The following is a 24,524-nucleotide window of genomic DNA, read 5'->3' on the forward strand; positions in this document are numbered from 1 at the left end:
GTGGGAGCTAGCCTGCTGGCGATGACGGTGTGTCAGGCAACATCAATGTTGAATGTACAGGCCTCATCGCGAGCAGGCTCGCTCCCACAGGGGTGACGATCAGCAGTTAATCGAGCAACGAAATCGCGGTAGGCGCATCGTTGCCGACCAGCGCCAGGTCTTCGAATTCGTTGACGGCGTTGATCTCGGTCCCCATGGAGATGTTGGTCACACGCTCCAGAATGATCTCGACGATCACCGGCACCTTGAACTCTTCGATCAGCTCTTCGGCCTTGCGCAGGGCAGGGGCGATGTCAGCCGGTTCGAACACACGCAGCGCTTTACAGCCAAGGCCTTCGGCGACTGCGACGTGGTCGACACCATAACCGTTGAGTTCCGGCGCGTTCAGGTTATCGAAGGACAGCTGCACGCAGTAGTCCATATCGAACCCGCGCTGGGCCTGACGGATCAGCCCCAGGTACGAGTTGTTCACCACGACGTGGATGTACGGCAGTTTGAACTGAGCGCCGACCGCCAGTTCTTCGATCATGAACTGGAAGTCATAGTCCCCCGACAGGGCCACGACTTTACGGTTCGGATCGGCCTTCACCACGCCCAGCGCTGCCGGAATGGTCCAGCCCAACGGGCCGGCCTGGCCGCAGTTGATCCAGTGACGCGGCTTGTAGACGTGCAGGAACTGCGCGCCGGCAATCTGCGACAGACCAATGGTGCTGACGTAGCAGGTGTCCTTGCCGAACACCTGGTTCATTTCTTCGTAAACGCGCTGCGGCTTGACCGGCACGTTGTCGAAGTGGGTTTTGCGTTGCAGGCTGGCTTTGCGCTGCTGGCAGTCTTGCAGCCATGCACTGCGGTTTTTCAGCTTGCCGGCGGCTTGCCATTCACGGGCGACTTCGATGAACACGGTCAGCGCGGCAGCGGCGTCGGAAACGATGCCCAGGTCCGGGGTGAATACGCGGCCGATCTGGGTCGGTTCGATGTCGACGTGAATGAACTTGCGGCCCTCGGTGTAAACGTCGACCGAGCCGGTGTGACGGTTCGCCCAACGGTTGCCGACGCCCAGTACCACGTCGGATTTCAGCATCGTGGCGTTGCCGTAGCGGTGCGAAGTCTGCAGACCGACCATGCCGACCATCAGCGGGTGATCGTCCGGAATGGTGCCCCAGCCCATCAGGGTCGGGATCACTGGAATACCGGTCAGTTCGGCGAACTCGACCAGCAGCTCGCTGGCGTCGGCGTTGATGATGCCACCGCCGGCCACCAGCAATGGACGCTCGGCCTGGTCCAGCATCGCCAGGGCTTTTTCGACTTGCACGCGGGTGGCGCTCGGCTTGGCCAGCGGCAGTGGCTGGTAGGCGTCGATGTCGAATTCGATTTCAGCCATCTGCACGTCGAACGGCAGGTCGATCAGCACCGGGCCCGGACGGCCGGAACGCATTTCGTAGAAGGCTTTCTGGAAGGCGTAAGGCACCTGGCCCGGCTCCAGAACGGTGGTCGCCCACTTGGTCACCGGCTTGACGATGCTGGTGATGTCGACGGCCTGGAAGTCTTCCTTGTGCATACGGGCGCGGGGTGCCTGGCCGGTGATGCAGAGGATCGGGATCGAATCCGCGGAGGCGCTGTACAGACCGGTGACCATGTCGGTACCGGCCGGGCCGGAAGTACCGATGCACACGCCGATGTTGCCGGCCTTGGTGCGGGTGTAGCCCTCGGCCATGTGCGAGGCGCCTTCAACGTGGCGAGCGAGGACGTGATCGATGCCACCGACTTTCTGCAGGGCGGAGTACAGCGGATTGATTGCAGCGCCTGGAATGCCAAAAGCGGTATCAACCCCTTCACGGCGCATCACCAGAACGGCGGCTTCGATTGCTCTCATTTTGCTCATGGTTTTGTGCCTCTTTACGTTTTGTAATTGTATACAAGTGGCTTTGCGCAGAGTGTATTCACGGCGGACGGCGCAGGTCAATCCATTTTCTCAAGCGGCTGTTTCATTCGTCGGAAGCCTGTTCTGCTGTGGCTTTTCGTCGCATGCAGCGCTTTTCGAGAATTATTGTATACAAAAAAATAATTCATTGTGTTCTATTTGTTGCATCGGGCTGCGGCAGAAAAGCGCAGCCCAACGACTTTCCCAATAACAAAATGAGGACGGCACCATGAGCGCTTTAACCTTGAAAGTCGCAGTCAAGCTGGTCAACGAAGCCATCAGCGCAGGGCGGGCCATCTCCGCTGCGCCGCTGACCATCGCGGTACTGGATACCGGCGGCCATCTGGTCACCTTGCAACGCGAAGACGGCGCCAGCCTGCTGCGCCCGAACATCGCCATCGGCAAAGCCTGGGGCGCCATCGCCCTGGGCAAGGGCTCACGCCTGCTGGCGCTGGACGCGCAACAACGCCCGGCGTTCATCGCCGCCCTCAACAGCATGGGGCAGGGCAGCGTCGTGCCGGCACCGGGTGGTGTGTTGATTCGTGATCAGGCGGGGAACGTGCTGGGTGCGATCGGCATCAGCGGCGATCTGTCGGACATCGATGAGCAGGTGGCAATCAAGGCCGTGGAGGCCCTGGACCTGCGGGCGGATGCGGGGGTGGCTGCGTGATTTGCGGCGATTGAACTGACGCCATTGCTGGCTGGCTCGCTCCCCACTGATTCGAAGTGTCGGACACAAAATGTCTAACACAGCAAGCCCACTGTGGGAGCGAGCTTGCTCGCGAAGGCGATTCAACAGACACATCCTGCCAAAGTCATCCGCAGTCTAATTCTGTTCGCGGATCTAACCTTTCAAATCTTCTATTGAAAGGGCAACGGAATGCCAAAATCATCAGCTTCACATCGACTGCGCTTGGGGCGTTATGACGAGCCCAATCGCATTTATCTGCTGACTGCCAATACGTTGAAACGTGCTCCTGTTTTCAGGGACTACATGTTGGGACGATTGGTCGCCGATCAGTTTCAACGTGCTCAGGAGCAAGGCTTGGTTGATTCATTAGCCTGGGCGGTCATGCCTGATCACCTGCACTGGTTGATCAATCTGAAGCAGGGATCGTTCCGTGAGCTAATGCAGAAAACCAAGTCCTTGAGTGCGCGGGCTGTGAATCTAAGCGCCGGGAGAAGCGGAAGTATTTGGCAGCCCGGGTTTCATGATCATGCGCTGCGGCGGGACGAGGATTTGGTGAAAATGGCGCGGTATGTGGTGGCCAACCCATTGCGGGCCGGTTTGGTGAAAAAGCTGGCTCAGTACCCGTTGTGGGATGCGGTCTGGGCCTGTCGGTAAGACTGAGTCGCCCCGTTCGCGAGCAAGCTCGCTCCCACAGAAGATTTGTGAACGCCACAGATCCAGTGTGGGAGCGAGCTTGCTCGCGAAGGGGCACCGCAGTCTTTCAGTCCGGTTCGCAGCCCTTGAGCACCAACCGGATGATAGTTTGTGCTGCGGCTTCATAGTCGGCTTCGTCGAGCTTGTCCTTGCCGGTGACGGCGGAGATCTGCCAGTCGAAGTCGGCGTAGGTCTGGGTTGCGGCCCAGATGCTGAACATCAGGTGGTTGGGGTCGATCGGGGCGATCTGGCCGCGGTCGATCCAGGTCTGGATGCAGTCGATGTTGTGCTTGGCCTGGCCGTTGAGCTGCTCGACCAGGTCGGCGCTCAGGTGCGGGGCGCCGTGCATGATTTCGCTGGCGAACACCTTGGAGGCGAAGGGCAGGTCGCGGGAGATGCGGATCTTCGAGCGGATGTAGCCGCTCAGCACTTCGCTCGGTACGCCGTCCGGATTGAACGGGGTTGAGGCCTGCAGGATCGGCACGATGATACTTTCCAGCACCTCGCGGTAGAGGTTTTCCTTGGACTTGAAGTAGTAATAGACGTTGGGCTTGGGCAGTCCTGCCTTGGCGGCGATGTCGCTGGTTTTGGTCGCAGCGAAGCCCTTGTCGGCAAACTCTTCACTGGCTGCACGCAGGATCAGTTCTTTGTTGCGCTCGCGGATTGTGCTCATAAACCCGGTGGTTCCTTGCCTGTTCTGGCGGTTGCGCATGGTAGCACCGGCCTCGCGCGGCGCTCAACAATGCCCCGTGTGGCCTGCAGTCGCGGTATGCTGCGCGGCATTATTCACATAAGGAAACAAGATTCATGGCAGGAAGCAGTTTGCTGGTGCTGATCGACGACATCGCCACCGTTCTGGACGACGTTGCGTTGATGACCAAAATGGCTGCCAAGAAGACCGCCGGCGTGCTCGGCGACGACTTGGCGCTCAATGCCCAGCAGGTCTCCGGCGTACGCGCGGAGCGGGAAATCCCCGTCGTTTGGGCGGTGGCCAAGGGTTCGTTCGTCAACAAACTGATCCTGGTGCCGTCGGCGCTGGCGATCAGTGCGTTCGTACCGTGGCTGGTTACGCCGCTGTTGATGGTCGGTGGCGCCTACCTGTGTTTCGAAGGTTTCGAAAAACTCGCGCACAAGTTCCTGCACAGCAAGGCCGAAGACGAGGCCGAGCACGCACAGTTGGTTGAAGCCGTGGCTGATCCGGCAACCGATCTGGTGGCGTACGAGAAGGACAAGATCAAGGGCGCGATCCGCACCGACTTCATCCTTTCTGCGGAAATCATCGCCATCACCCTCGGCACCGTGGCCGATGCTTCGCTGACCCAGCAAGTGATCGTGATGTCGGGTATCGCCATTGTCATGACCGTGGGCGTTTACGGCCTGGTGGCCGGCATCGTCAAGCTCGATGACCTCGGTCTGTGGTTGACTCAGAAGCCTGGCGCTGCGGCGAAACGTATCGGCAACGGCATCCTGCGTGCGGCGCCGTACATGATGAAAGGCCTGTCGGTGATCGGCACGGCCGCAATGTTCCTGGTCGGTGGCGGCATCCTGACCCACGGCGTACCGGTGGTGCATCACTGGATCGAAAGCGTTGGCGCAGCGGCCGGTGGCGCCGGGTTTGTGGTGCCGATGCTGTTGAACGGCGTGGCGGGGATCATCGCGGGTGCGGTGGTGCTGGCGGGCGTGTCCGTGATTGGCAAAGTCTGGAAAGCCCTGAAAAACTAATCAGCAACACCTAACAACTGTGGGAGCGAGCTTGCTCCGGGCGGCGATCCGACGAAGGCGGAAATTCAGTCAATATCTTGATCGACTGACACTACGCCATCGCGAGCAAGCTCGCTCCCACATTGTTTTGTGTGTACCGAAATTACTCGGCGATCTGCAACTTGCGCGACTCGGTGTAGACGTAGCGCACCTTCTCGTACTCGAACGGTGAGTTCAGCTGACCGTAACGGAAGCTGGTCTGGTAACGCTTGTCGACGCCACGCAGTACCCACAGTTCCGGGTGGTTGGAGCTGACTTCCGAGACATTGAGGAAGTTGATTGCGGACTCGGCGGTGTAGTCCACGGCCAGGCCTGCGGTGTCGCGCAGGTTCGACGGGCCGAGGATCGGCAGCACGAAGTAAGCACCGCCCGGTACGCCATAGAAGCCCAGGGTCTGGCCGAAGTCTTCGCTCTGGCGCGGCAGGCCCATGGCGGTGGCCGGATCCCACAGCCCGGCGATGCCGATGGTGGTGTTGAGCAGCAGGCGCGCAGTGGTTTCCATCGAGCGTTTGCCCTTGAACTGCAACAGGCTGTTGACCAGGTTCGGTACATCGCCAATGTTGTTGAAGAAGTTGCTCACGCCGGTGCGCACGAAGCTCGGGGTGATGTAGCGATAGCCATCGACCACCGGCAGGAACACCCATTGGTCGAAGCGGTAGTTGAAGTGGTAGACGCGGCGGTTCCACTCTTCCAGCGGGTCATAGACGTTCAGCGCGCTGAGGGTCGAGCGTTCGAACTCGCGCTGATCCAGCCCCGGGTTGAACTTGAGTTTGGACAGCGGCTCCTTGAAACCGTCGCTGTCGATGACCACCGGTGCATTGGCTTTGCTGTTGTCGGCCTGGGCCATACCTGCACTGAGGAGCGCTGCAATCAGCAGGAGATATTTAGCCACGGAAGAACTCCAGCATGGCGTCGCTGTTGACGCGGTAGTTAAGGTTGCCGCAATGGCCGCCCAGCGGGTAAACGGTCAGGCGATCGCCGAAGGTGCGGCGCAGGAAACCGAGGTCGCCCGGGCCGAGGATCACGTCGTCGGCGTTGTGCATGACGGCGATTTTCGGGCTGTCGTGCAGGTAATCTTTCAGCGCATACAGGCTCACCTGATCGATCAGTTGCAGCAGGCTGCCGCCGTCGGTGCGGGCGCGCCACATCGGAATCACCTGTTCGGTGAGGTAGCAGTCGAAGTCGCATTGCAGCGCACGCTTGAGGAACGGCGTGAGGCTGGTGCCTTCGGTGATCGGGAATTTCGGCGGAGTGATCAGGCCGCGACGGTTGATCAGGTCCGAGGTGAACGCGATATCCGCCGCCGAGAAGCGGAACGAAGTGCCGATCAGCATCGCCATCTGCTCGTTGCTCAGGTGCTGCTTGGACTGCTGGAAGTCGTAGAGCAGTGCATCGTTGAGGTCGATGTAGCCCTTTTGCTGGAAGTAGCGGGTCAGTTTGTTCAGTACCAGTTCATAGAACGTGGTGCTGTTGTTGATGCCCTTGACCTCGGTCTGCACCAGCTTGTCGAGGTTGGTGATCGAGGTGTAGAGGTTGACCGGCGGATTCAGCAGCAGGACTTTCTTGAAGTTGAAGCTGCGACGGGTTTCGTCCAGATGGGCGACGAACGCTGCGTCCAGCGCACCGAGGCTGTAGCCGCTGAGGTAATAGTCGGTGACCGGCAGTTTCGGGTTCTGCGCCCGCACGGCCTGCATCACCCGGTACATGTCTTCGGCGTCTTCCTTGGTCACGCCGGGGGTGGCGAAACGCGAGGCGGCGCTCATGAAATCGAAGCTGGTCGGCGATGACAGCTGCACCACGTGGTAGCCGGCCTTGTAATAAAGCTTCTTCAGGTATTCGTTGAGGGTGCTGTCGTAGCGCGCGCCGGTGCCGGCGATCAGGAAGATCAGCGGTGCGGCCTTGTCCTGGGTGGCGATGCGGTAAGTCAGTTTTTTCACCGGCCAGAAATTGTCCGGCAGGATGAATTCGCGCTCGGGGCGCAGGGTGACGCTGCGATCGGTCTGATCGATGTCGTCGTCCAGTGGCAGTTCAGGGCGCAAGTCCGGCGGCGTGGTGGCGATGGTCGCCTCGAACGGATTGGTCAGGGGATAGCCATAGCTGGCGGCGTCGATATCCACCGCCAGCGCGGACGCACTCAGAATAAGGCCGCCAAACAGGGCGGCGAAGCGCAAGGAACGGAGCATGACTAGATCCCTTAGAGGAAGGTGCCGAATGAAGTTCGCAGGCTATGACCACCGGGTTTGCGCCAAAGTGCCATGTCACGGCACCAAACTGACGGAATTCGGAGTAATAGTAGCCGGACGATACACTTTGCACGGAATGAATGACCAGTTAAGAGTTGTTAGCCCTTGCGTATGCGCGGCGGCAGATTAAGCTGGCCGCCGATTTCATCGATTGGAGTGTTCCATGTCCCGCCGTTTGCCCGTGATTCTGCTGCTCGTTCTGTTGCCGCTGTGGCTGGCCGCCAGTTATGGCGCACGTTATGGCTTCATGGAGGACGCGCAGTGGGTGGGCATCTGCGTGGATGAGGCGAGCCGCTGGGAATGCACGGTGCGCTCTAACCTGGGCCTGATGATTCATTTCCAGATGCTGGGCTGGGCGGCGGTCGCGGCTGCGGTGATCGGTTTTGTCGTGCCGGGACGGGCAGGGTGGTGGCTGGCGGTGCTGGCGCTGGTGTTCGGGTTGCCGGCGCTGGCGCTGTACAACACGACGCTGGCGGTGTTTGCGGTGGTGATTGCCGGGTTGAGACTGGTCCGGGAATCCCGCGAGGCCTGATCGTCAGTCATCGCGGGCAAGCTCTGTGAATCAGCCCTTGCGAACCCGCAGGCAGCGCCACAACGCAGCCACCATCAACACGCTGACCAGCGCCCAGCCCCACGCCTGCTGATTCTGCAGTCCTTCACGGAACAGCTGCGGCGCAATGCCGGCGCCGATGATGAAGGTCAGCAGGGCGATCTCCCGCCGGGCCACGGGCACCGGGCGGCACAGGTAAACCAGCGCCGGCAGAATGAACGCCACGCTCGGGAAACTGCGATAGCGCGGATCGAACACCAACTCCAGCATCATCACCGCAGCGGCGAAACCCGCTGCCGCGACCAGCCAGCCCGCCCGCCGCTCGAAAGCGTTGAACGCCCGTTCACGCCAGCCATTGCGGGCGCTCAAGGTCAGCGCGGCATGGGCCAGCACCAACAGATTCAGAGCCGTCAGCAACCCGACCCACAGCCATTCGCTGGCAAACCGCGTGGTCACCCGCGCCATCTCACCCCAGGCACCAATCGAGCAGGCGGCGAGGGCGCCGAGCAGCGGCAGGATCAGTGCCGAACGCGTCGTACGAACCCGACCGCCCAGCAGCAATGTTCCGAGGAAAATCAGCCCGCCGACCGCCAGCCATTGTGACCAGTACGGCACGTTCGACACCGGGCCGGCCAGTACGCCCTTGTCCTGGCGATCGGCATCGAACAGTCCCCAGTAACCACCGACCGCGCCTTCGCTGCCGCGCTTCCACGGCTGGTCGAACGCTTCGATCAGGTTGTAACGCCAGCCTTCCTGTTCGGCGAGGGTGACAAAACCACGAATGAACTTGGCCTCGTTGACCCGGCTTGGCAGCGCGGTCTCACGCTGGCGACCTTCGCTCGGCCAGCCGGTTTCGCCAATCATCACGTCCTTCGGCGCGAACTTGTTGCCGAACACCTGACGCACTTCCGCCACATGATGCAGCGCGGCGTCGATGTTCGACGGATCGTCTTCCCAGTACGGCAGCAAATGAATGGTGAGGAAATCCACCGCCGGCGCAACTTCGGGGTGCTTGAGCCAGAACTCCCAGACATCGGCGTAGGTGACTGGCTGCTTGATGTGGCTCTTGACCTTGTTGATCAGCTTCACCAACTGGGTCGCGGTAACCTCTTTGCGCAGCAAGGCTTCGTTGCCGACGATCACGGCGCTGACTACGTCCGGGTTGGCGTTGGCCGAAGCGATCAGCAAGTCGACTTCTTTCTCGGTGTCCACCGGATTGCTGTTGACCCACGCGCCGATCATCAACTTCAAGCCGTGTTTGCGCGCCAGATCGGGCAGCGCTTCGAGGCCGGTCATGGAATAGGTGCGGATGCATTCGAAACGGGTGGCGAGCAGGGCGAGGTCGGCGTCCATGCGCTCCGGACGCAGTTTGAATGGCACGTCGAACGGCGACTGGTCTTTGTCGAACGGGGTGTAGGAGGCGCATTGCAGCTTGTGGGTCGGGGTGGCGACGTCCGGCAGGATCACCGGTTTGCCGAGGCCGTACCAGAAACCGCACAGGGCAAACAGCCCGAGCAGGCAGGCGAACAGATAAGGAAGAAAGGGGAAGCGGGGAGTCGCGGACATGGTCGGGCCGAGTGGCTGCAAAGCGACGCATGTTACCTGCATTTATAGAGGGGTTGGTGGCCCGCATGATTTTGACATGCAAAGTTCGGGCGGATTGTCTGGCGCCAAATATCCGGAGGCAGTTAATGGCTTTCTGATGTCGTTTCTCGTTGCCTTGAGGTCGCTGACAGAGCAGGTCTTAACGAGCGTCAGGTTGATGATCGAACTCGTCAGTACCCTTATTGATAATCCGGCTGATGTACTAACGAGTTTGCGGTCAGGCGTGATGGGGGCGCTGTGCACCATAACAATACGTTGACGATGTCCGGCATCCGTCGGGCGCAGCATTTCGGGGAAGTAACGATGAAGATGCGACGACTTTTAGGCGCAGGTGCCGCTCTGGTGCTTGCGATGGGCTCCACACTCGCCAGTGCTGAAACCAAGACCCTGAACATCGGTTACGTTGACGGCTGGTCCGACAGCGTCGCGACCACCCACGTGGCGGCCGAAGTGATCAAGCAGAAACTCGGCTACGACGTGAAACTGCAAGCCGTCGCCACCGGCATCATGTGGCAGGGCGTTGCCACCGGCAAGCTCGACGCCATGCTCTCGGCCTGGCTGCCGGTGACTCACGGTGACTACTGGACCAAGAACAAGGATCAGGTCGTCGATTACGGTCCGAACTTCAAGGACGCGAAAATCGGTCTGATCGTGCCGGAGTACGTCAAGGCCAAGACCATCGAAGACCTGAAAACCGACGACTCCTTCAAGAAACGCATCGTCGGCATCGACGCCGGTTCAGGCGTGATGCTCAAGACCGATCAGGCGATCAAGGATTACGACCTGACCGGCTATCAACTCAAGGCCAGTTCCGGCGCCGGCATGATTGCCGAGCTGACTCGCGCCGAGAAGAAAAACGAATCCATCGCCGTTACCGGCTGGGTGCCGCACTGGATGTTCGCCAAGTGGAAACTGCGCTTCCTCGACGACCCGAAAGGTGTGTACGGCGCGGCTGAAACCGTGAACAGCATCGGCAGCAAGGAACTGGCGACCAAGGCGCCGGAAGTGGCCAAGTTCCTGAAGAACTTCCAGTGGGCTTCGAAAGACGAAATCGGCGAAGTCATGCTGGCAATTCAGGACGGTGCAAAACCTGACGCAGCGGCCAAGGATTGGGTTGCCAAGCACCCTGAGCGTGTTGCCGACTGGACCAAGTGATTTAAGCCGAAGCGTCTAATCTGCGCTTCCCGGGGCCGCCCGACATGACAGTCGGGCGGCTTTTTTTGTTTGTCCTCTATTAATAGGAAGGAGTGGGCGTTTTCGGCTGGTCTGGAAATTGGCAAAAACGTCATGGCGTTCTACTACTAAGGTCGTCTGGAACCCGGCTCGCAGCCGCATACAGTGGATATGTTCCAAAAATAAAAATCTGTGCTGCGAGGATAAAAACAATGAACGACAGCATTTACCTCTCGATTCAGAACAGCCCGCGCTTCAAGGAGCTGGTCAAGAAAAGAGAAAGGTTCGCCTGGATACTCTCGGCGATCATGCTCGGGCTCTACTCCGGCTTCATCCTTCTGATCGCATACGGGCCGCAAGTGCTCGGCACGAAAATCAGTCCCGAATCTTCCATCACCTGGGGCATCCCGATCGGTGTCGGGCTGATTATCTCGGCCTTCATCCTGACCGGCATTTACGTGCGCCGCGCCAATGGCGAGTTCGACGACCTGAACAACGCGATTCTCAAGGAGGCTCAGCAATGATCCGGCGTCTACTGGCTCTTTTGAGCATCGCAGCGTTCGCTCCAGCCGTCTGGGCCGCTGACGCCCTGACCGGCGAAGTCCACAAACAACCACTCAACGTTTCCGCGATCGTCATGTTCGTGGCGTTCGTTGGCGCGACCCTGTGCATCACTTACTGGGCGTCCAAGCGCAACAACTCGGCGGCCGACTACTATGCGGCGGGCGGCAAGATCACCGGTTTCCAGAACGGTCTGGCGATTGCCGGTGACTACATGTCGGCGGCGTCCTTCCTGGGGATTTCCGCGCTGGTGTTCACCTCCGGCTACGACGGCCTGATCTACTCGATCGGCTTCCTGGTGGGCTGGCCGATCATTCTGTTCCTGATCGCTGAACGTCTGCGTAACCTGGGTAAATACACCTTTGCCGACGTGGCGTCCTACCGCCTCGGGCAAACCCAGATCCGCACCCTGTCTGCCTGCGGTTCGCTGGTGGTGGTGGCGTTCTACCTGATCGCGCAAATGGTTGGCGCCGGCAAGCTGATCCAGCTGCTGTTCGGTCTCGACTACCACGTTGCGGTGATTCTGGTCGGTATCCTGATGTGCCTGTACGTGCTGTTCGGCGGCATGCTGGCGACCACCTGGGTGCAGATCATCAAGGCGGTGCTGTTGCTGTCCGGTGCCTCGTTCATGGCACTGATGGTGATGAAGCACGTCAACTTCGACTTCAACACCCTGTTCTCCGAAGCCATCAAGGTTCACGCCAAGGGCGAAGCGATCATGAGCCCGGGCGGTCTGGTAAAAGACCCGATCTCGGCGTTCTCCCTGGGTCTGGCGCTGATGTTCGGTACTGCTGGCCTGCCGCACATCCTGATGCGCTTCTTCACCGTAAGCGATGCAAAAGAAGCCCGTAAGAGCGTGCTGTACGCGACCGGTTTCATTGGCTACTTCTACATCCTGACCTTCATCATCGGCTTCGGTGCGATCCTGCTGGTCAGCACCAACCCGGCCTTCAAAGATGCAGCGGGCGCTCTGCTCGGCGGTAACAACATGGCGGCGGTGCACCTGGCCAACGCCGTGGGCGGCAGCGTGTTCCTCGGCTTCATCTCGGCGGTGGCGTTCGCGACCATTCTGGCAGTAGTGGCCGGTCTGACTCTGGCCGGTGCTTCGGCGGTGTCTCACGACCTGTACGCCAGCGTGATCAAGAAGGGCAAGGCCAACGAGAAGGATGAAATCCGCGTTTCGAAGATCACCACCATCGCGCTGGGCGTTCTGGCCATCGGTCTGGGCATTCTGTTCGAAAGCCAGAACATTGCGTTCATGGTCGGCCTGGCGTTCTCCATCGCGGCAAGCTGCAACTTCCCGGTGCTGCTGCTTTCGATGTACTGGAAGAAGCTGACCACCCGTGGCGCCATGATTGGCGGCTGGCTGGGGCTGGTGAGTGCGGTGGGTCTGATGATTCTTGGCCCGACCATCTGGGTGCAGATTCTGCATCATGAGAAGGCGATCTTCCCTTACGAGTATCCTGCGTTGTTCTCGATGATCATTGCGTTTATCGGGATCTGGTTCTTCTCGGTTACCGACAAGTCGGCGGCGGCTGAGAACGAGCGTGCGGCGTTCTTCCCGCAGTTTGTGCGTTCGCAGACTGGGTTGGGGGCTAGTGGGGCGGTTTCGCACTGAGGCTTTTTGTGTAGGTTGATTTGAATTGAAAATGCCCTGGTCGAGAGATTGGGGCATTTTTTTGTGGGCGGTTATCGGACTTTCTTTGGGTGGTTTTGGTTTGTGTGTATATCCGTTGCTGCGGTAACGGCTTCTTGAGGTTCCGCCCTTACGGCGGGTCACTTTTGGCAAACGCCCCAAAAGTAACCAAAAAGTCTAGGCCCCGGCGTTCGGCACCTCGCTTTGGCTCGGTGTTCCTTCGTTCCGGGATTGATCCGGGGGCATCGCCTACGGTTTGCTTCGCTGCACCTCCTCTCGATGTGTTTGGCTTCGCCAAACGGTCGCTGCGCTCCCACCCCGGATCAATCCCTCCACTCAGCCTGCCGATGGGGCCAAAAGATCAAAAGCTTTTCTCGAGCTAACGCTCATCGTGGTGAGTGGTGAGTGGCTCTTGATCTGGCTTTTGCTCTGGCTCTGGCTCTGGCTCTGGCTTTTGATTTTTTGCCCCTTCGGCAGGCCGAGCGGAGGTGTCCATCAGGGGGTAGGCGCGTAGCGCCGTGCGGCGCAGCCGCATACATCGAGAGGAGGTGCAGCGAAGCAAACCGTAGGCGATGCCCCCTGATGGACACCGTAGCGAGGGAACACTGAGCCTAAGCGAAGTGCCGTACGCCGGGGCAAAAGCCTTTTGCTTACTTTTCGCTGGGCCGGCATTCCGGCGTTTGGAAAAGTGAGTCGCTGTAAGAGCGAAACCGCCAGCGGCAGCACCCGAAGCAACGGATATACACCCAATCAACAAAAAAAACAGTCGGCCCAAAGGCCGCTGAGATACCCCAAACAAAAACGGCCCCCATTCTCATGGAGGCCGTTCCCGGTACAACGCTAAGACGCTATCGCAAGACAGCCCTTATTTGCGGTCTTCCAGCTTGGTGATATCCCGCGACTCATAACCCGTGTAAAGCTGACGCGGACGGCCAATCTTGTACGGGCTGGAAAGCATTTCCTTCCAGTGCGAAATCCAGCCGACAGTACGTGCCAGGGCGAAAATCACAGTGAACATGCTGGTCGGAATGCCGATCGCCTTGAGGATGATCCCCGAGTAGAAGTCGACGTTCGGGTACAGCGAGCGCTCGATGAAGTACGGATCGGTCAGGGCGATCTCTTCCAGGCGCATGGCCAGTTCGAGTTGCGGATCGTTCTGGATGCCCAGTTCCTTCAACACTTCGTCGCAGGTCTGCTTCATGACGGTCGCGCGAGGGTCGCGGTTCTTGTAGACGCGGTGACCGAAGCCCATCAGCTTGAACGGATCGTTCTTGTCCTTGGCCTTGGCGATGAACTTGTCGATGTTCGAAACATCGCCGATTTCATCGAGCATGGTCAGCACGGCTTCGTTCGCACCGCCGTGGGCAGGGCCCCACAGTGCGGCGATACCGGCGGCGATACAGGCGAACGGGTTGGCACCCGAGGAGCCCGCCAGACGCACGGTGGAGGTCGAAGCGTTCTGCTCGTGGTCGGCATGGAGGATGAAGATCCGGTCCATGGCCTTGGCGAGTACCGGGCTGATCGGTTTGATCTCGCACGGGGTGTTGAACATCATGTGCAGGAAGTTTTCCGCGTACGACAGGTCGTTGCGCGGGTACATCATGGGTTGGCCCATGGAGTACTTGTAAACCATCGCGGCCAGGGTCGGCATCTTGGCAACCAGTCGGATCGCGGAGATTTCGCGATGCTGCGGGTTATTGATGTCGAGGGAGTCGTGGTAGAAGGCCGAGAGGGCGCCGACTACGCCACACATGACGGCCATCGGGTGGGCGTCACGGCGGAAGCCGTTGAAGAAGGTTTTCAGCTGCTCGTGAACCATGGTGTGGTTCTTCACGGTGCCGACGAACTGGGCCTTCTGTTCTGCGGTCGGCAGTTCGCCGTTCAGCAGCAGGTAGCAGGTTTCCAGGTAGTCCGACTTTTCAGCCAGCTGTTCGATCGGGTAGCCGCGGTGCAGCAGGATGCCGTTGTCGCCGTCGATATAGGTGATCTTCGATTCGCAGGAAGCGGTCGACATGAAACCGGGGTCGAAAGTGAAGCGGCCCGTGGCCGTCAGGCCCCGAACATCGATAACATCGGGACCAACGGTGCCGGTTAAAATGGGCAGCTCGACGGGGGCTGCGCCCTCGATGATCAACTGCGCTTTTTTGTCAGCCATGTGGCCTCCTATTTATGCTTGAAATCATCAGACAGACCCCCCACGCAGGGCCCGCACCACTATAGTGAGATAAATTCGAATGTCAATTTGCCTAAAGTCTTGCTCCAGAAGGCTTTAACCGTACTTTTTCCTCGAAATTGCCTGCCATTTACGCCTTTTATACGACTTGTGCAATCCGCTATTGGGGGTAGGCGATTGCGTTGTCATTAGTAGCCTAACTGTCTATACTCGGCGACCGACCGCCAAGGGCTTTTGGGCTTGCTTTCATTGGGGGTCGCATCCCTGGGTGGTGGTTACCTGACCAGTGCACTCCCCAACAACTTTGCCCTGATTGTTAGGGGCTCTTCAGTGTGAAAAAAAAGCCGTGAAAAGCCAACGACCTGTAAACCTAGACCTAAGGACCATCAAACTCCCCATCACCGGCGTTACGTCGTTTCTTCACCGTGTTTCCGGCATCATCCTCTTCCTGGGCCTTGGCATCATGCTTTATGCATTGGGCAAATCCCTGGGTTCCGAGGAAGGTTATGTCGAGGTGAAGGCATGCTTGACCAGCCCGCTGGCCAAGTTCGTAGCATGGGGCCTCCTGTCCGCTCTTCTGTATCACCTGGTTGCCGGTGTGCGCCACTTGATCATGGACATGGGCATCGGTGAGACGCTGGAAGGCGGCCGCCTGGGCTCGAAACTGATCATCGCCGTTTCCGTGGTGCTGATCGTTCTGGCAGGAGTTTGGATATGGTAACCAGCGTTACAAACCTTTCGCGTTCGGGCCTCTATGACTGGATGGCACAGCGTGTGTCTGCGGTCGTTCTCGCGGCTTATTTCATCTTCCTGATCGGCTACCTCGTCGCGAACCCGGGCATTGGCTACGACCAATGGCACGGCCTGTTCGCCCACAACGGAATGCGTATCTTCAGTCTGCTGGCACTGGTTGCCCTGGGCGCTCACGCCTGGGTCGGCATGTGGACCATCGCGACCGACTACCTGACGCCAATGGCGCTGGGCAAGTCCGCGACTGCAGTACGTTTCCTTTTCCAGGCAGTATGCGGCGTCGCGATGTTCGCTTACTTCGTCTGGGGTGTGCAGATTCTCTGGGGTATCTGATTCATGGCTAACATTCCAACGATTTCTTTCGACGCCATCATTATTGGTGGCGGCGGTGCCGGCATGCGCGCAGCGCTGCAACTGGCACAGGGCGGTCACAAGACTGCCGTGATCACCAAGGTCTTCCCGACCCGTTCGCACACTGTGTCCGCACAGGGCGGCATCACCTGCGCCATCGCTTCGGCCGACCCGAACGATGACTGGCGCTGGCACATGTACGATACCGTCAAGGGTTCCGACTACATCGGTGACCAGGACGCTATCGAATACATGTGTCAGGAAGGCCCGGCTGCCGTGTTCGAGCTGGACCACATGGGTCTGCCGTTCTCGCGTACCGAGCAAGGCCGTATCTACCAGCGTCCGTTCGGCGGTCAGTCGAAGGATTACGGTAAAGGCGGGCAGGCTGCCCGTACCTGCGCCGCTTCCGACCGTACCGGTCACGCGCTGCTGCACACCCTTTATCAGGGCAACCTGAAAGCCGGTACCACGTTCCTGAACGAGTACTACGCTGTCGACCTGGTGAAAAACCAGGAAGGCGAATTCGTCGGTGTGATCGCGATCTGCATCGAAACCGGCGAAACCACCTACATCCGCGCCAAGGCCACCGTACTGGCTACCGGCGGTGCAGGTCGTATCTATGCATCCACCACCAACGCCCTGATCAACACCGGTGACGGCGTCGGCATGGCTCTGCGTGCTGGTGTGCCGGTACAAGACATCGAAATGTGGCAGTTCCACCCGACCGGCATCGCCGGCGCCGGTGTACTGGTGACCGAAGGTTGCCGTGGTGAAGGTGGTTACCTGATCAACAAGCACGGCGAGCGTTTCATGGAGCGTTATGCTCCGAACGCCAAAGACCTTGCCGGTCGTGACGTTGTTGCCCGTTCGATGGTTAAAGAGATCATCGCCGGCAACGGTTGCGGTCCGAATGGCGACCACGTAATGCTCAAACTCGACCACCTGGGCGAGGAAGTGCTGCACAGCCGTCTGCCAGGCATCTGCGAACTGTCGAAGACTTTCGCACACGTTGACCCGGTGGTAGCTCCGGTTCCGGTTGTTCCGACTTGCCACTACATGATGGGCGGCGTTGCCACCAATATTCACGGCCAAGCGATCACCCAGGACGCCGAAGGTGTGGATCAGATCATTCCTGGTCTGTTCGCGGTAGGTGAAGTGGCTTGCGTATCGGTTCACGGTGCCAACCGTCTGGGCGGCAACTCGCTGCTCGACCTGGTGGTATTCGGCCGCGCTGCCGGTCTGCACCTGGAGAAGGCGCTGACCGACGGCATCGAATACGACGACGCTACCGAAGCCGACATCGAAGCTGCCTTGGCGCGTCTGAACGCCCTGAACAACCGTACCGACGGCGAAGACGTCGCTACCCTGCGTCGCGAGCTGCAAAGCTGCATGCAGAACTACTTCGGTGTATTCCGTACCGGCGAATACATGCAGAAAGGTATTGCCCAGCTGGCTGATCTGCGCAAGCGCATCGCGAATGTGAAGATCAACGACAAGTCGCAGGCGTTCAACACTGCACGTATCGAAGCGCTGGAACTGCAAAACCTGCTGGAAGTGGCTGAAGCTACCGCCATCGCTGCCGAAGTACGTAAAGAGTCTCGCGGCGCTCACGCCCGTGAAGACTTCGAAGACCGTGACGACGAAAACTGGCTGTGCCACACCCTGTACTTCCCGGGTGACAAGCGCGTCACCAAGCGTGCCGTGAACTTCTCGCCGAAGACTGTTCCGACTTTCGAACCTAAAGTCCGGACTTATTAAGGGTGACCGCCATGTTGCAAGTCAGTGTTTATCGTTACAACCCTGATCAGGACGCTGCGCCGTTCATGCAGGAATTCCAGGTCGATACCGGTGGTAAAGACCTGATGGTGCTGGACGTGCTGGCCCTGATCAAAGAGCAGGACGAAGGTTTCTCCTATCGTCGCTCCTGCCGTGAAGGCGTCTGCGGCTCCGACGGCATGAACATCAACGGCAAGAACGGCCTGGCGTGCATCACGCCGCTGTCCGCTGTCGTCAAAGGTAACAAGCTGATCGTTCGTCCGCTGCCAGGTTTGCCGGTTATCCGTGACCTGGTTGTCGATATGAGCATCTTCTACAAGCAATACGAGAAGGTTAAGCCATTCCTGCAGAACGACACGCCGGCTCCGGCCATCGAGCGTCTGCAGTCCCCTGAAGAGCGTGAAAAGCTCGACGGTCTGTACGAGTGCATCCTGTGCGCTTGCTGCTCGACCTCTTGCCCGTCCTTCTGGTGGAACCCGGACAAGTTCCTGGGTCCAGCTGCCCTGCTGCAAGCGTACCGCTTCCTGGCAGACAGCCGTGATACCAAGACGTCCGAGCGTCTGGCGTCCCTCGATGACCCGTTCAGCGTCTTCCGCTGCCGGGGCATCATGAACTGCGTCAACGTATGTCCGAAAGGCCTGAACCCGACTAAGGCCATCGGTCACATCCGTAACATGTTGCTTTCGAGCGGCGTGTGATTCAGCTGCTGTACCCGCTGTACCCGTAGAAGGCTTAGGCGCGGGCTTCAACCCGCGCCATGGCTATAACCAGAGCAGCAGCCATAAGCTGCGGCTCTTATTTTGAAGAAATGAGACAAGCAGGGGCATCCGGGCTGGTACCCGGACTATCAGTGTGATCCTAAGTGGCTTGTTTTGGTCGCTGCATTCGGACTTCTGCAAGCTTGCTCGGTGTCGACACCGATGGTGTTCCCCTAACCGAGGGTGACCAAGCATGCAAGAAAGCGTGATGCAGCGCATGTGGAACAGCGCCTACCTTTCAGGTGGAAACGCTGCCTATGTGGAAGAGCTTTATGAGCTCTACCTGCACGACCCTAACGCTGTGCCAGAAGAGTGGCGCAACTACTTCCAGAAGTTGCCAGCCGACGGCAACTCCTCCACCGATGTTTCGCACTCCACAATCCGCGATCATTTCGTGCTGCTGGCAAAGAACCAGCGCCGCGCCCAACCGGTTTCCGCCGGCAGCGTGAGCTCTGAGCACGAGAAGAAGCAGGTTGAAGTGCTGCGATTGATCCAGGCCTACCGTATGCGTGGCCACCAGGCAGCCCAGCTTGACCCGCTGGGGCTGTGGCAGCGTCCTGCACCTGCAGACCTGTCGATCAATCATTACGGCTTGACCAATGCCGATCTTGATACGACCTTCCGTGCCGGCGACCTGTTCATCGGCAAAGAGGAAGCGAGCCTACGCGAAATTCACGAAGCGTTGCAGCAGACATATTGCCGCACCATCGGCGCTGAATTTACGCACATCACCGATTCCGAGCAGCGCCAGTGGTTCCAGCAGCGTCTGGAAAGCGTGCGTGGCCGTCCGGAGTATTCCGCCGACATCAAGAGCCACCTGCTCGAGCGTGTCACCGCCGGTGAAGGCCTCGAGAAATACCTGGGCACCAAATACCCGGGCACCAAGCGTTTCGGTCTGGAAGGTGGCGAAAGCCTGATTCCGATGCTCGATGAACTGATCCAGCGTTCCGGCTCCTACGGCACCAAGGAAGTCGTCATCGGCATGGCCCACCGTGGTCGTCTGAACGTACTGGTCAACACCTTCGGCAAGAACCCGCGGGAGCTGTTCGACGAGTTCGAAGGCAAGAAGAAGGTCGAGCTGGGTTCCGGTGACGTTAAATACCACCAGGGCTTCTCGTCCAACGTGATGACCGCCGGCGGTGAAGTTCACCTGGCCATGGCGTTCAACCCGTCCCACCTGGAAATCGTTTCTCCGGTGGTCGAAGGTTCGGTACGTGCCCGTCAGGACCGTCGTAACGACGCGACCGGCGAGAAGGTACTGCCGATTTCGATCCACGGTGACGCTGCATTCGCAGGTCAGGGCGTGGTGATGGAAACCTTCCAGATGTCGCAGACCCGCGGTTTCAAGACCGGCGGCACCGTGCACATCGTGATCAACAACCAGGTCGGTTTCACCATCAGCAATCCGCTGGACTCGCGTTCCACCGAGTACGCCACCGACGTTGCGAAAATGATCCAGGCGCCGATCCTCCATGTAAATGGTGATGATCCGGAAGCCGTATTGTTCGTGACCCAGCTGGCGATCGACTACCGCATGCAGTTCAAGCGTGACGTGGTGATCGACCTGGTCTGCTACCGCCGTCGTGGCCACAACGAGGCCGACGAGCCGAGCGGCACCCAGCCTCTGATGTATCAGCAGATCACCAAGCAGCGCACCACCCGTGAGCTGTACGCTGATCGTCTGACCCAGGGCGGTGTGCTGGACGCCGAGCGTGTTCAGGCGAAAGTCGACGAATACCGCAACGCGCTGGACAACGGTCTGCACGTAGTGAAATCGCTGGTCAAAGAGCCGAACAAAGAGCTGTTCGTGGACTGGCGTCCGTATCTGGGCCACGCCTGGACTGCGCGTCACGACACTCGTTTCGACCTCAAGACCCTGCAGGAACTGTCCGCCAAGCTGCTGGAAATTCCGGAAGGCTTCGTCGTTCAGCGTCAGGTCGCGAAGATCTACGAAGACCGTCAGAAGATGCAAGCCGGCGGCCTGCCGATCAACTGGGGTTACGCCGAAACCATGGCGTACGCGACCCTGGCGTTCGAAGGTCACCCGATCCGCATGACCGGTCAGGACATCGGCCGCGGTACGTTCTCGCACCGTCACGCTGTGCTGCACAACCAGAAAGATGCCGGTACCTACATTCCGCTCAAGCATCTGTATGAAGGTCAGCCACGCTTCGACCTGTACGACTCGTTCCTGTCGGAAGAAGCCGTACTGGCGTTCGAATACGGTTACTCGACCACCACGCCGAATGCGCTGGTGATCTGGGAAGCCCAGTTCGGCGACTTCGCCAACGGTGCGCAGGTTGTTATCGACCAGTTCATCACCAGCGGCGAGCACAAGTGGGGCCGTCTCTGCGGTCTGACCATGTTGCTGCCACACGGCTACGAAGGTCAGGGCCCTGAGCACAGCTCGGCACGTCTTGAGCGTTACCTGCAGCTGTGCGCCGAGCACAACATTCAGGTGTGCATGCCGACCACTCCGGCCCAGATCTACCACTTGCTGCGCCGTCAGGTGATTCGCCCGCTGCGCAAGCCATTGGTCGTTCTGACTCCAAAGTCGCTGCTGCGCCACAAGCTGGCCATCTCGACCCTGGAGGATCTGGCCGAAGGTTCGTTCCAGACCGTTATCCCGGAAATCGATGCACTGGACCCGAAAAAGGTCGAGCGCGTTGTTCTGTGCAGCGGCAAGGTCTACTACGACCTGCTGGAAAAACGTCGTGCCGAAGGCCGCGAAGATATCGCCATCGTGCGTATCGAGCAGCTGTATCCGTTCCCTGAGGACGACTTGAAAGAAGTCCTGGCTCCTTACACCAACGCCAAAGCGGCTGTCTGGTGTCAGGAAGAGCCGATGAACCAGGGCGCCTGGTACTGCAGCCAGCACCACTTGCGTCGCAGCATCAGCAACCTCAACAAATCTCTCGTACTTGAGTACGCGGGCCGTGAGGCTTCTGCTGCACCAGCATGTGGTTACGCATCGATGCACGCCGAGCAGCAGGAAAAACTGCTGCAAGACGCGTTTACCGTTTAACGCCTTCGCGCACCTGAAACCGAATTTAAGGAACCACAGATAATGGCTATCGAGATCAAAGCCCCCACTTTCCCGGAATCGGTTGCCGATGGCACCGTTGCCACCTGGCACAAACAACCGGGCGACGCCGTCAAGCGTGACGAACTGATCGTCGACATCGAAACCGACAAAGTCGTACTGGAAGTGCTGGCTACTGCCGACGGCGTGCTGGGCGCAATCGTCAAGGGCGAGGGCGAAACCGTCCTGTCCGACGAAGTCCTGGGCTCCATCGTTGAAGGCGGTGCTGCTGCCGCTGCTCCGGCTGCCGCTGCTGCTCCGGCCGCTGCTGCCGCTGCACCTGCTGCCGCCGATGGCGAAGACGACCCGATCGCTGCTCCTGCCGCGCGCAAGCTGGCTGAAGAGAACGGCATCAACATCGCTTCCGTTGCCGGCACCGGCAAAGGCGGTCGCGTGACCAAGGAAGACGTGGTTGCAGCTGTTGCTGCCAAGAAAGCCGCTCCGGCTGCCGCGCCTGCCAAGGCTGCTGCTCCGGCTGCCGCTGCTCCTGTGTTCGCCGCTGGCGATCGCGTCGAGAAGCGCGTTCCGATGACCCGCGTTCGTGCCACCGTTGCCAAGCGTCTGGTTGAAGCTCAATCGAACATGGCGATGCTGACCACTTTCAACGAAGTCGACATGACCGAAGTCATGGCGCTGCGTTCGAAGTACAAGGACCTGTTCGAGAAGTCCCACAACGGCGTACGCCTGGGCTTCATGTCGTTCTTCGTGAAGGCTGCCACCGAAGCGCTGAAACGCTTCCCGGCTGTCAACGCTTCGATCGACGGCAACGACATCGTTTACCACGGTTATGCCGACATCGGCGTCGCTGTTTCCAGCGATCGTGGCCTGGTGGTTCCGGTTCTGCGCAACGCCGAACACATGAGCCTGGCTGAAATCGAAGGCGGCATCGCCACTTTCGGCAAGAAAGCCCGTGACGGCAAACTGTCGATGGACGAAATGACCGGCGGTACCTTCACCATCACCAACGGTGGTACCTTCGGTTCGATGATGTCGACCCCGATCGTCAACCCGCCGCAGGCAGCGATTCTGGGCATGCACAACATCATCCAGCGTCCGATGGCCATCAACGGTCAGGTCGTTATCCGTCCGATGATGTACCTGGCACTGTCCTACGATCACCGTCTGATCGATGGCAAAGAAGCTGTAACCTTCCTGGTGACCATCAAGAACCTGCTGGAAGATCCGGCTCGTCTGTTGCTGGATATCTGATAGAAGCAGTCACGTGCTGCAAGCTTCAAGCTGCGGGAAAACGCAGCCTGGCTTGCAGCGCGCGGCTTGAAGCTTTTCGCTAAAGAGGATTTTTTGAATGTCGCAGAAATTTGACGTAGTAGTGATCGGTGCGGGCCCTGGCGGCTACGTGGCAGCTATCAAGGCCGCGCAACTCGGCCTGAGCACTGCCTGCATCGAGAAGTACACCGATGCTGAAGGCAAGCAAGCCCTGGGCGGCACCTGCCTGAACGTAGGCTGCATTCCTTCCAAGGCGCTGCTGGACAGCTCCTGGAAATACAAGGAAGCGAAAGAAAGCTTCAACGTCCACGGTATCTCGACCGGCGAAGTCAAAATGGACGTCGCTGCGATGGTTGGCCGCAAGGCTGGCATCGTCAAGAACCTGACCGGCGGTGTTGCCACCCTGTTCAAGGCCAACGGCGTTACTTCGATCCAGGGCCACGGCAAACTGCTGGCCGGCAAGAAAGTCGAAGTCACCAAGCCGGACGGCTCGGTTGAAGTCATCGAAGCCGAAAACGTCATCCTGGCTCCAGGTTCGCGTCCGATCGACATTCCACCGGCTCCGGTTGACCAAAAAGTTATCGTTGACTCGACTGGCGCACTGGAATTCCAGACCGTACCTAAGCGTCTGGGCGTTATCGGCGCTGGCGTGATCGGTCTGGAACTGGGTTCGGTATGGTCGCGTCTGGGCTCCGAAGTGGTTGTTCTGGAAGCACTGGACACCTTCCTGATGGCAGCGGACACCGCTGTTTCCAAGGAAGCGCTGAAAACCCTGACCAAACAAGGTCTGGACATCAAACTGGGCGCTCGCGTAACCGGCTCGAAAGTGAACGGCGACGAAGTCGTTGTGAACTACACCGACGCCAACGGCGAACAGACCATCACTTTCGACAAGCTGATCGTAGCCGTTGGTCGCCGTCCGGTGACCACTGATCTGCTGGCTGCCGACAGCGGCGTGACCCTGGACGAGCGCGGTTTCGTGCACGTTGACGATCACTGCGCCACCACCGTACCGGGTGTTTACGCCATCGGTGACGTGGTTCGCGGCATGATGCTGGCTCACAAGGCCTCGGAAGAGGGCATCATGGTTGTCGAGCGCATCAAGGGCCACAAGGCCCAGATGAACTATGACCTGATCCCTTCGGTTATTTATACTCACCCGGAAATCGCATGGGTTGGTAAAACCGAGCAGGCCTTGAAAGCTGAAGGCGTTGAAGTTAACGTCGGCACCTTCCCGTTCGCAGCATCCGGCCGCGCCATGGCCGCCAACGATACCGGTGGTTTCGTCAAGGTCATCGCCGATGCCAAGACTGACCGCGTATTGGGCGTGCACGTGATTGGCCCGAGCGCTGCAGAACTGGTTCAGCAGGGCGCGATCGGTATGGAATTCGGCACCAGCGCTGAAGACCTGGGCATGATGGTTTTCTCCCATCCGACCCTGTCTGAAGCCTTGCACGAAGCAGCTTTGGCAGTGAATGGCGGCGCCATCCACATTGCCAACCGCAAGAAGCGTTGAGGGCTTTGTGAAAGCGTAGCGAGCGACGGAAAGACAAGGCAAAAACAGGCGAGAAAG

At 59.2% G+C, this 24,524-nt stretch carries 20 protein-coding genes; 14 read left to right on the plus strand and 6 right to left on the minus strand.

The annotated features are described in order from the left end of the window. Positions 1-106: 106 nt before the first annotated feature. Positions 107-1,882, minus strand: coding sequence for a glyoxylate carboligase (gcl, locus tag N8H71_RS11870; RefSeq protein ID WP_064378647.1), 1,776 nt, complete (start codon positions 1,880-1,882; stop codon positions 107-109). 268 nt (positions 1,883-2,150) lie between these two features. Between gcl and N8H71_RS11875 the strand changes: the two genes are divergently transcribed. Beyond that, positions 2,151-2,591 carry a GlcG/HbpS family heme-binding protein gene (locus tag N8H71_RS11875; RefSeq protein ID WP_007959289.1) on the plus strand — a complete coding sequence of 147 codons (441 nt, stop codon included), beginning with the start codon at positions 2,151-2,153 and terminating at the stop codon, positions 2,589-2,591. Between the two features lie 210 nt (positions 2,592-2,801). Continuing rightward, positions 2,802-3,266, plus strand: a complete 465-nt coding sequence (locus N8H71_RS11880; protein WP_262194125.1) for an REP-associated tyrosine transposase — start codon at positions 2,802-2,804, stop codon at positions 3,264-3,266. 106 nt (positions 3,267-3,372) lie between these two features. Here the strand turns inward: N8H71_RS11880 and N8H71_RS11885 are convergent, their stop codons facing one another. Then, positions 3,373-3,978, minus strand: a complete 606-nt coding sequence (locus tag N8H71_RS11885) for a TetR/AcrR family transcriptional regulator (protein ID WP_007959290.1) — start codon at positions 3,976-3,978, stop codon at positions 3,373-3,375. A gap of 134 nt (positions 3,979-4,112) precedes the next feature. Between N8H71_RS11885 and N8H71_RS11890 the strand changes: the two genes are divergently transcribed. Beyond that, positions 4,113-5,027, plus strand: coding sequence for a DUF808 domain-containing protein (locus N8H71_RS11890; protein WP_262194126.1), 915 nt, complete (start codon positions 4,113-4,115; stop codon positions 5,025-5,027). A gap of 142 nt (positions 5,028-5,169) precedes the next feature. Here N8H71_RS11890 and N8H71_RS11895 read toward each other — a convergent pair whose 3' ends face one another. Then, the gene (locus N8H71_RS11895; protein WP_262194127.1) at positions 5,170-5,958 is read right to left on the minus strand and encodes an MlaA family lipoprotein; all 789 of its coding nucleotides are present in this window, start codon (positions 5,956-5,958) and stop codon (positions 5,170-5,172) included. Next, positions 5,951-7,249 (minus strand): serine/threonine protein kinase, encoded by a 1,299-nt coding sequence (locus N8H71_RS11900; protein ID WP_115077035.1) that lies wholly within the window; start codon positions 7,247-7,249, stop codon positions 5,951-5,953. Before N8H71_RS11900 ends, N8H71_RS11895 begins: the two co-directional genes overlap by 8 nt. 223 nt (positions 7,250-7,472) lie before the next feature. Here N8H71_RS11900 and N8H71_RS11905 point away from each other — a divergent pair, with 223 nt between their 5' ends. Continuing rightward, positions 7,473-7,841: a hypothetical protein gene (locus N8H71_RS11905; protein ID WP_262194128.1), complete on the plus strand. Its 369-nt coding sequence runs from the start codon at positions 7,473-7,475 to the stop codon at positions 7,839-7,841. Between the two features lie 30 nt (positions 7,842-7,871). Here the strand turns inward: N8H71_RS11905 and N8H71_RS11910 are convergent, their stop codons facing one another. Continuing rightward, positions 7,872-9,467, minus strand: a complete 1,596-nt coding sequence (locus N8H71_RS11910; protein ID WP_262194129.1) for a beta (1-6) glucans synthase — start codon at positions 9,465-9,467, stop codon at positions 7,872-7,874. A gap of 300 nt (positions 9,468-9,767) precedes the next feature. Between N8H71_RS11910 and N8H71_RS11915 the strand changes: the two genes are divergently transcribed. The 3 genes from N8H71_RS11915 to N8H71_RS11925 all read left to right on the plus strand — a co-directional run bounded on the left by N8H71_RS11915 (position 9,768) and on the right by N8H71_RS11925 (position 12,816). Continuing rightward, positions 9,768-10,619, plus strand: coding sequence for a glycine betaine ABC transporter substrate-binding protein (locus N8H71_RS11915; protein WP_085605856.1), 852 nt, complete (start codon positions 9,768-9,770; stop codon positions 10,617-10,619). A gap of 230 nt (positions 10,620-10,849) precedes the next feature. Next, a complete protein-coding gene (locus tag N8H71_RS11920) occupies positions 10,850-11,161 on the plus strand; it encodes a DUF485 domain-containing protein (protein ID WP_007959307.1) in 312 nt (103 codons plus the stop codon). After that, entirely contained in the window at positions 11,158-12,816 is a 1,659-nt protein-coding gene (locus N8H71_RS11925; RefSeq protein ID WP_007959309.1) for a cation acetate symporter, read from the plus strand. The genes N8H71_RS11920 and N8H71_RS11925 overlap by 4 nt, the downstream gene beginning before the upstream one ends. An 883-nt stretch (positions 12,817-13,699) precedes the next feature. Here N8H71_RS11925 and gltA read toward each other — a convergent pair. Next, entirely contained in the window at positions 13,700-14,989 is a 1,290-nt protein-coding gene (gltA, locus tag N8H71_RS11930; RefSeq protein ID WP_007959044.1) for a citrate synthase, read from the minus strand. Between the two features lie 364 nt (positions 14,990-15,353). On the opposite strand from gltA, the gene sdhC reads away from it, so the two are divergent. The 7 genes from sdhC (at position 15,354) to lpdA (ending at position 24,467) form a co-directional block, all read left to right on the plus strand. Further along, positions 15,354-15,728, plus strand: coding sequence for a succinate dehydrogenase, cytochrome b556 subunit (gene sdhC / locus N8H71_RS11935; RefSeq protein WP_011333113.1), 375 nt, complete (start codon positions 15,354-15,356; stop codon positions 15,726-15,728). Then, positions 15,722-16,090 (plus strand): succinate dehydrogenase, hydrophobic membrane anchor protein, encoded by a 369-nt coding sequence (sdhD, locus tag N8H71_RS11940; RefSeq protein WP_007959040.1) that lies wholly within the window; start codon positions 15,722-15,724, stop codon positions 16,088-16,090. The genes sdhC and sdhD overlap by 7 nt, the downstream gene beginning before the upstream one ends. A gap of 3 nt (positions 16,091-16,093) precedes the next feature. Then, on the plus strand, positions 16,094-17,866 hold the full coding sequence (sdhA, locus tag N8H71_RS11945) for a succinate dehydrogenase flavoprotein subunit (protein WP_007959037.1): 1,773 nt from the start codon (positions 16,094-16,096) through the stop codon (positions 17,864-17,866). An 11-nt stretch (positions 17,867-17,877) separates the two neighbouring features. Then, positions 17,878-18,582: a succinate dehydrogenase iron-sulfur subunit gene (locus N8H71_RS11950; RefSeq protein WP_007959035.1), complete on the plus strand. Its 705-nt coding sequence runs from the start codon at positions 17,878-17,880 to the stop codon at positions 18,580-18,582. Positions 18,583-18,835: 253 nt separating this feature from the next. Continuing rightward, positions 18,836-21,667, plus strand: coding sequence for a 2-oxoglutarate dehydrogenase E1 component (locus N8H71_RS11955; protein ID WP_262194130.1), 2,832 nt, complete (start codon positions 18,836-18,838; stop codon positions 21,665-21,667). A 42-nt stretch (positions 21,668-21,709) separates the two neighbouring features. Then, positions 21,710-22,933, plus strand: coding sequence for a 2-oxoglutarate dehydrogenase complex dihydrolipoyllysine-residue succinyltransferase (gene odhB / locus N8H71_RS11960; protein WP_262194131.1), 1,224 nt, complete (start codon positions 21,710-21,712; stop codon positions 22,931-22,933). Between the two features lie 97 nt (positions 22,934-23,030). Then, positions 23,031-24,467 (plus strand): dihydrolipoyl dehydrogenase, encoded by a 1,437-nt coding sequence (lpdA, locus tag N8H71_RS11965; RefSeq protein WP_093224724.1) that lies wholly within the window; start codon positions 23,031-23,033, stop codon positions 24,465-24,467. Positions 24,468-24,524: the final 57 nt, after the last annotated feature.

Origin of the sequence: Pseudomonas koreensis (assembly GCF_025447595.1) — a bacterium.
GTDB lineage: Bacteria > Pseudomonadota > Gammaproteobacteria > Pseudomonadales > Pseudomonadaceae > Aquipseudomonas > Aquipseudomonas koreensis_H.

What these genes read in the sequence shown, in the direction of transcription:
- gcl (WP_064378647.1), bottom strand. Translation starts at nt 1,882, where the DNA reads ATGAGCAAAATGAGAGCAATCGAAGCCGCCGTTCTGGTGATGCGCCGT.
- N8H71_RS11875 (WP_007959289.1), top strand. Translation starts at nt 2,151, where the DNA reads ATGAGCGCTTTAACCTTGAAAGTCGCAGTCAAGCTGGTCAACGAAGCC.
- N8H71_RS11880 (WP_262194125.1), top strand. Translation starts at nt 2,802, where the DNA reads ATGCCAAAATCATCAGCTTCACATCGACTGCGCTTGGGGCGTTATGAC.
- N8H71_RS11885 (WP_007959290.1), bottom strand. Translation starts at nt 3,978, where the DNA reads ATGAGCACAATCCGCGAGCGCAACAAAGAACTGATCCTGCGTGCAGCC.
- N8H71_RS11890 (WP_262194126.1), top strand. Translation starts at nt 4,113, where the DNA reads ATGGCAGGAAGCAGTTTGCTGGTGCTGATCGACGACATCGCCACCGTT.
- N8H71_RS11900 (WP_115077035.1), bottom strand. Translation starts at nt 7,249, where the DNA reads ATGCTCCGTTCCTTGCGCTTCGCCGCCCTGTTTGGCGGCCTTATTCTG.
- N8H71_RS11905 (WP_262194128.1), top strand. Translation starts at nt 7,473, where the DNA reads ATGTCCCGCCGTTTGCCCGTGATTCTGCTGCTCGTTCTGTTGCCGCTG.
- N8H71_RS11910 (WP_262194129.1), bottom strand. Translation starts at nt 9,467, where the DNA reads ATGCAGGTAACATGCGTCGCTTTGCAGCCACTCGGCCCGACCATGTCC.
- N8H71_RS11915 (WP_085605856.1), top strand. Translation starts at nt 9,768, where the DNA reads ATGAAGATGCGACGACTTTTAGGCGCAGGTGCCGCTCTGGTGCTTGCG.
- N8H71_RS11920 (WP_007959307.1), top strand. Translation starts at nt 10,850, where the DNA reads ATGAACGACAGCATTTACCTCTCGATTCAGAACAGCCCGCGCTTCAAG.
- N8H71_RS11925 (WP_007959309.1), top strand. Translation starts at nt 11,158, where the DNA reads ATGATCCGGCGTCTACTGGCTCTTTTGAGCATCGCAGCGTTCGCTCCA.
- gltA (WP_007959044.1), bottom strand. Translation starts at nt 14,989, where the DNA reads ATGGCTGACAAAAAAGCGCAGTTGATCATCGAGGGCGCAGCCCCCGTC.
- sdhD (WP_007959040.1), top strand. Translation starts at nt 15,722, where the DNA reads ATGGTAACCAGCGTTACAAACCTTTCGCGTTCGGGCCTCTATGACTGG.
- sdhA (WP_007959037.1), top strand. Translation starts at nt 16,094, where the DNA reads ATGGCTAACATTCCAACGATTTCTTTCGACGCCATCATTATTGGTGGC.
- N8H71_RS11950 (WP_007959035.1), top strand. Translation starts at nt 17,878, where the DNA reads ATGTTGCAAGTCAGTGTTTATCGTTACAACCCTGATCAGGACGCTGCG.
- N8H71_RS11955 (WP_262194130.1), top strand. Translation starts at nt 18,836, where the DNA reads ATGCAAGAAAGCGTGATGCAGCGCATGTGGAACAGCGCCTACCTTTCA.
- odhB (WP_262194131.1), top strand. Translation starts at nt 21,710, where the DNA reads ATGGCTATCGAGATCAAAGCCCCCACTTTCCCGGAATCGGTTGCCGAT.
- lpdA (WP_093224724.1), top strand. Translation starts at nt 23,031, where the DNA reads ATGTCGCAGAAATTTGACGTAGTAGTGATCGGTGCGGGCCCTGGCGGC.